We start from the raw sequence: 6,731 nt of genomic DNA, 5'->3' as shown, positions 1-6,731 counted from the left end.
ATTGCCTCTGATGATGGCGGTTATGCAACTGGCGCTGACTTCTCCTTAAATGGTGGCCTGCATACTGGTTAAACCCATCAAAAATGCAGTTTTAGTGGTCTGCTCATCGACATATTTACCTTTAGGTCAAACTAGGGATAAACTATGCCGATGTTGCATTGCAGTAATGAGAGTTAGGAAAAATACATGGCCACACGTTCCAAAAAAGCCGGCGATAGCCGCTTGATTAAGAAGTACCCCAATCGTCGTTTATATGACACCCAAACCAGCACCTACGTCACGCTGGCCGATATCAAAAATTTAGTAATGGCAGGCGATGCATTTAGCGTTGTTGATGCAAAAACTGAAGATGATTTAACTCGCAATATCTTGCTGCAAATTATCTTGGAAGAAGAGGCTGGTGGTGCCCCGGTTTTTTCAACTCAAATGCTTTCTCAAATCATTCGCTTCTATGGCAACTCCATGCAAGGCTTGATGTGTAGCTATCTTGAAAAGACTATGCAATCTTTCGTGGACATTCACAATAAGCTAGGTGACCAAACTCAGGGCTTAGGTGCAGGTAGCACGCCCGAAGCATGGGCCAATATGATGAATTTACAAAACCCGATGATGCAAGGCTTGATGGGCAACTACATGGAGCAGAGCAAAGACTTATTTGTGAAGATGCAAGAGCAAATGCAAAACTCCCCAACGATATTTAGTGGCTTCCCATTTCCAGGTCAGCCTAATAAGACAGAAAAAGAATAGTTGTGGCGGGTAAAGTTGGTTTTGTTTCCTTGGGATGCCCCAAGGCGTTGGTTGATTCTGAACTCATTCTCACTCAATTAAGTGCTGAGGGTTACGAGACTGCCAAGGATTATTCCGGCGCCGATCTTGTTGTTGTTAACACCTGCGGCTTTATCGATTCTGCTGTTGAGGAGAGCCTTGCTGCAATTGGCGAAGCTTTATCAGAAAATGGCAAGGTGATCGTTACTGGGTGCTTAGGTGCTCGTAAAAATGCCGATGGTAGCGACCTTATTCAGAGCATCCACCCCAAGGTTCTAGCCGTTACGGGCCCGCATGCCACTCAAGAAGTAATGCAGGCGATTCATCTGCACCTACCAAAACCGCACGACCCGTTTACTGATTTGCTTCCGCCAATTGGTGTGAAGCTCACACCAAAGCATTATGCATACCTCAAGATCTCCGAGGGCTGTAATCACCGTTGCACCTTCTGCATTATCCCAAGCATGCGTGGCGATCTGGTTTCACGTCCTATTGGTGAAGTGCTGCTTGAGGCTAAAAAATTATTTGAGTCCGGCGTAAAAGAATTATTGGTTGTTTCTCAAGATACGAGTGCCTATGGTGTTGATATTCAATATCGCACTGGTTTTTGGGATGGCAAACCTGTGAAGACTCGTATGTTTGATTTAGTAAATGCTTTAAACCAAATTGCCAGAGAGCATCAAGCTTGGGTTCGCCTGCATTACGTGTATCCCTATCCGCATGTTGATGATGTTTTGCCATTAATGGCAGAGTTTTCTGATCATGGCTATGGCGTGTTGCCTTATTTAGACATTCCTTTGCAACATGCGCACCCAGATGTGCTCAAACGCATGAAGCGTCCTGCAAGTGGAGAAAAGAATCTAGAGCGCATACAAGCATGGCGGGCTGCATGCCCAGATTTAGTTATTCGCAGTACATTTATTACAGGCTTCCCAGGCGAAACCGAGGAAGAGTTTGAGTACTTGTTGAATTTCCTCGATGAGGCTCAAATTGATCGTGCCGGTTGTTTTGCCTATTCACCAGTTGATGGTGCAACAGCCAATACCTTGGATAACCCAGTTCCGGAATCCTTGCGCGAAGATCGTCGTGCTCGTTTTATGGCTAAGGCTGAAGAAATCTCCATAAAACGCCTTGCTAAAAAAATAGGTAAGCGTATTCAGGTCATCATTGACCGAGTAGATGAATCCGGTGGAATTGGTCGAACCATCGGTGATGCCCCTGAAATTGATGGTTTAGTGCGGGTTTTACCCCCAAGCAAGCCCTCTAAGCGTTACCGTACCGGTGAAATCATCAAAGTGACGGTGATTAGCTCCCAAGGGCATGACCTAATAGCCGAAACTTGACTATTAGAATAAAAATAGTGTTTTGGCTTTTTATTTGGGTCAATATTTTGCCTATTTAGGCACCGTAAAGGGGATTAATATGAGTCGTGATGTCGTTGTTTTGAGTGCTGTCCGTTCAGCAATTGGTACTTTTAATGGATCACTGAGTAGCCTTGAGCCATCAGAGCTCGGCGGTATGGTGATGAAAGAAGCGGTAGCCCGATCTGGAGTTGATCCAGCCTTAATTAATTACGTTACTGTAGGAAATACCATTCCTACAGATAACCGTTATGCCTATGTTGCTCGCGTTGCCTCAATCCAGGCTGGTCTACCAATGGAATCTGTTGCGATGGCCTTGAATCGTTTATGCAGCTCAGGCTTGCAAGCGATTGTGACAACTGCTCAACAAATTATGCTGGGTGACTGCGATTACGGTATTGGTGGCGGTGTTGAAGTGATGTCACGCGGTATGTATGGCTCACCAGCAATGCGTAGCGGTGCTCGCATGGGTGATACCAAAATGATTGACCTGATGGTTTCTGTCTTGACCGATCCATTTGGCGTTGGACATATGGGTGTTACTGCGGAGAACCTCGTTGAAAAATGGAAGCTGACTCGTGAAGAGCAGGATGCTCTAGCGGTCGAATCTCACCGTCGCGCAGCTAATGCAATTAAAGAAGGACGCTTTAAGTCTCAAATCGTTCCAATTACTATTAAAACTCGCAAGGGTGATGTGGTGTTTGATACTGATGAGCACGTCAAGCCAGATACCACGATGGAAACTTTGGCGAAGATGAAAGCAGTCTTCAAAAAAGAAGGTGGTAGCGTTACTGCAGGTAATGCTTCAGGTATTAATGATGGCGCAGCATTCTTTGTATTGGCTGATGCTGATACGGCGAAGAAGGCTGGTCATAAACCAATCGCTCGCCTAGTTTCATATGCTGTTGCTGGCGTACCGAACCACATTATGGGCGAAGGCCCAATTCCAGCAACCAAGATTGCTCTCGAGCGCGCTGGCCTGAAATTAGATCAAATTGATGTGATCGAATCTAATGAAGCGTTTGCTGCACAAGCCTTGGCTGTTACTAAAGGCTTGGGCTTAGATCCAGCTAAGACCAACGTGAACGGTGGCGCGATTGCATTAGGTCACCCAATCGGTTGTTCTGGCGCTGCAATTGCCACTAAAGCTATCCATGAATTACATCGTGTTCAGGGCAAATATGCTCTGGTCACAATGTGTATTGGCGGTGGTCAAGGTATCGCAACTATTTTTGAACGCCTGTAATCAGCGTTCATTTACTGCCGTAGCTTAAGCAAGTGCTTTAGTTAATTAGCAGTAAAGCAGCATCCAAGCCGACTCGGTCAAAAGCCGCGTCGGCTTTTTCTTTGACAATCGGTTTTGCTCGATAGGCAATGCTAATACCTGAGCCATGCATCATTGGTAAATCGTTGGATCCATCACCCATGGTGATGGAATTTTGCTTTAGGCAATTCATGAGCGTGCAGGCTTGCTCTAGATAGGCGCTCTTAGCTGCACCATCAACAATATCGCCAATCACTTTACCGGTGAGTTTGCCATCAACAATTTCCAAAGTGTTGGCCTGGGTTTGTTTGAAGCCCAATTCTTTCTGCAGTTTTTCAGTAAAGAAGGTAAAGCCACCAGAAACTAGGAGCGTATAAAGACCCTTTGCATTTGCTCCAGCTAATAATTCAGCGGCGCCAGGGTTAGGGCGCAAGCGTTCTTTATAGACTGAATCCAACACATCAGCGGATACGCCTTCTAGCAAAGCAACACGTCTGCGCAAGCTTTCTTTAAAGTCTTTAATTTCGCCACGCATTGTGGCTTCAGTGATTTCAGAGACCGCAGCCTTTTTACCTGTGAAGTCAGCAATCTCATCAATACACTCAATATTAATCAGGGTAGAGTCCATATCCATGGCCAACACCTTTACCGCATCAGCCTTAAATCCCGGAGATAGAAAAGCCAAATCTGTGTCGTACCGAGCAGCGATATCGTGCATTGCAACTCTTGCCTCAGGCAATAAGTTTTGAGAGCAAGCCCAGCGCGCAGTGAAATATTTTGATGGTGATGGTTCTAATGTGAGCTCAGTAATCTCCAGTCCTAAAACTTTGGCATGCGCATTGAATGCAGCATTCAAATCTGTTGGGATTGGAGTATTCGCAAGCGCTACAAGAGTAAGGTGGCTAGACATGGGTATTAAGTAATCGGCAATTAGTTAACGTGAGCAGTATTGAGTACTGCGGATTCATTGAGGCTTCGGAGAATTTTCCGGATTTGGTCTAGACGTTGCTCTAGTTTCTCAAAATCTTTTTCTTTCTGGGGAAGAATTTTTAACTTATCTTGCCCATTTAGTTGAATGTATTTTGATGACTGAATTAATTGAATGATCTTCATTGGGTCAATTGGCGGATTAGGAATAAATTGAATCTGAATTGAGCTTGGGCTCGCATCAATCTTCTTAATGCCAAAGCCACTCATCTCCAATCGTAGACGGTGAGTTTCATAAAGTGATTTAGCTTGGTCTGGTAAATCACCATAGCGGTCAACTAGCTCTTCACGCAATCCCATGAGCTCGGAGAAGTCGTTTGTGCCAGCAAAGCGCTTGTACATCGAGAGACGCTCATGGACATCAGGGCAGTAGTCATTGGGGAAGAGGGCGGGCACGCCTAGATTGACATCAGTAGTAGCTTGAAGTGGCGATAGGAGATCAGGCTCTTTACCGCTGCGGAGGGATTTAACGGCGCGATTGAGCATCTCGGTGTAAAGCTGAAAGCCAATTTCATGAATCTCACCAGACTGTTTGTCGCCCAATACCTCACCAGCTCCTCGAATTTCTAAATCATGCATTGCTAAATAGAAGCCAGAACCCAATTCTTCCATTGCCTGAATGGCATTCAAACGTAATTGGGCTTGCTTACTGAGTGCCTCAGGGTCTGGTACGAGGAGATAGGCATATGCCTGGTGATGAGATCGTCCAACACGACCGCGTAATTGGTGTAACTGCGCCAAACCAAACTTATCTGCGCGATGCATGATGATGGTGTTAGCAGTGGGAACGTCAATACCAGTTTCAATAATGGTGGTACATAACAAGATGTTGGTGCGTTGTGTTACAAACTCACGCATGACGGATTCCAATTCGCGCTCGTGCATTTGACCATGCGCTACGCTGATGCTTGCTTCTGGTATTAGCTCTTGTAAAGCATGCTTACGGTTCTGAATCGTTTCCACTTCGTTATGCAGGAAATAGACTTGACCCCCACGCTTAATCTCGCGAAGTACTGCCTCACGAATGACGCCATCACCTTCGCGACGAACAAAGGTTTTGATAGCCAAACGTTTTTGGGGTGCTGTAGCAATAACAGAAAACTCACGCAAGCCTTCCATGGCCATACCCAGTGTTCTTGGAATCGGCGTAGCAGTCAGAGTCAGGATATCCACTTCGGCGCGCAATGCTTTAAGCGCATCCTTTTGATGCACCCCAAAACGATGCTCCTCATCGACAATCACTAATCCCAAATTGGCAAATTGAGTTTCTTTTGATAACAGCTTATGTGTGCCAATGATGATGTCAGCCTCGCCTTTAGCAATGGCTTCAAGTGCTGCATTAATTTCTTTAGTAGTTTTAAAGCGTGAAAGCTCAACAATGCGTACTGGCCAATCGGCAAAGCGATCTTTCCAGGTGGCAACATGCTGTTCTGCGAGGAGGGTGGTCGGCGCTAGGATGGCTACTTGCTTACCACCCATTACTGCAACAAAACTGGCGCGAAGAGCAACCTCGGTTTTGCCAAAACCCACATCTCCACACACCAGTCGATCCATTGGAGTGCCACTGGTCATATCGCCGATGACTGCTGCAATGGCATTAGCCTGATCTGGTGTTTCTTCGAAGCCAAAGCTTTCTGCAAAAGCAGCGTAATCATGGGCCGAGAATTCAAAGGCATGACCTTTACGTATCGCTCTTGCGGCATACAAACTCAGTAGTTCAGCAGCGGTATCTCGAATTTGTTGCGCAGCCTTACGTCGTGCTTTATCCCACTGTCCAGACCCTAGTTGATGCAGTGGCGCCGAATCGGGATCAGAGCCTGCGTAACGGGTGACCATTTGTAGCTGTTGCACTGGTACATACAGAGTCGCATCTTTAGCGTAAACCAAATGCAAGAACTCTTCAAAAATAGGCTCTTCTTTTGGTGGAGCTAAATTAAGTAGCACCAATCCTTGATAACGACCAATACCATGATCAGAATGCACTACAGGATCACCAATCTTGAGCTCAGATAAATCCTTAAAGAGCATGTCCGGATCGGCGCTCTCACTTTCTTTTCCTTTACGTCGTTGACGCGCTGTGGTTGTAAAGAGCTCTGCTTCAGTAACAACGATGAGGTTTTCAGCTGGCCAAGTAAATCCATTAAAGAGTTGGGCTGTAACCAATCCAAAAAGTGAATCACTCTTAATAAAATCAGCAATACCTTCAAAGCCCTCTGGCTTTAATGGGTAGAGTGGTTTGCCATTTAGTCCTGCAATAGAATTACTCTCTTCAAAGAGTTGGCGTATAGATTCTTTTCGACCATTGCTATCGCTACAAATGACTATGCGCACTTTCTCTTGGGAGACTAGAGCAC

Annotated in this window: 5 protein-coding genes; 3 read left to right on the top strand and 2 right to left on the bottom strand. The window is 45.7% G+C overall.

Features of this window, described 5'->3' with window-relative positions; translation table 11 throughout:
• Positions 1 to 186 precede the first annotated feature (186 nt).
• From phaR to B7X71_RS10175, 3 genes are all read left to right on the top strand, one after another.
• The gene (gene phaR / locus B7X71_RS10185) at positions 187 to 747 is read left to right on the top strand and encodes a polyhydroxyalkanoate synthesis repressor PhaR (protein WP_293598374.1); all 561 of its coding nucleotides are present in this window, start codon (positions 187 to 189) and stop codon (positions 745 to 747) included.
• A 2-nt stretch (positions 748 to 749) separates the two neighbouring features.
• Positions 750 to 2,108 carry a 30S ribosomal protein S12 methylthiotransferase RimO gene (gene rimO, locus B7X71_RS10180; RefSeq protein ID WP_293598373.1) on the top strand — a complete coding sequence of 453 codons (1,359 nt, stop codon included), beginning with the start codon at positions 750 to 752 and terminating at the stop codon, positions 2,106 to 2,108.
• A 79-nt stretch (positions 2,109 to 2,187) separates the two neighbouring features.
• A complete protein-coding gene (locus B7X71_RS10175; RefSeq protein ID WP_215303611.1) occupies positions 2,188 to 3,372 on the top strand; it encodes an acetyl-CoA C-acyltransferase family protein in 1,185 nt (394 codons plus the stop codon).
• A gap of 37 nt (positions 3,373 to 3,409) precedes the next feature.
• On the opposite strand, the gene serB is transcribed toward B7X71_RS10175, so the two are convergent.
• Both serB and mfd read right to left on the bottom strand, forming a co-directional pair.
• Positions 3,410 to 4,300: a phosphoserine phosphatase SerB gene (serB, locus tag B7X71_RS10170; protein ID WP_293598372.1), complete on the bottom strand. Its 891-nt coding sequence runs from the start codon at positions 4,298 to 4,300 to the stop codon at positions 3,410 to 3,412.
• A 20-nt stretch (positions 4,301 to 4,320) separates the two neighbouring features.
• On the bottom strand, positions 4,321 to 6,731 hold a 2,411-nt coding region (mfd, locus tag B7X71_RS10165; RefSeq protein ID WP_293600681.1), incomplete at its 5' end, for a transcription-repair coupling factor.

The sequence above is a fragment of the Polynucleobacter sp. 39-46-10 genome (genome assembly GCF_002282275.1).
This window is presented reverse-complemented; position numbering and strand designations above follow the sequence as displayed.

What these genes read in the sequence shown, in the direction of transcription:
- phaR (WP_293598374.1), top strand. Translation starts at nt 187, where the DNA reads ATGGCCACACGTTCCAAAAAAGCCGGCGATAGCCGCTTGATTAAGAAG.
- B7X71_RS10175 (WP_215303611.1), top strand. Translation starts at nt 2,188, where the DNA reads ATGAGTCGTGATGTCGTTGTTTTGAGTGCTGTCCGTTCAGCAATTGGT.
- serB (WP_293598372.1), bottom strand. Translation starts at nt 4,300, where the DNA reads ATGTCTAGCCACCTTACTCTTGTAGCGCTTGCGAATACTCCAATCCCA.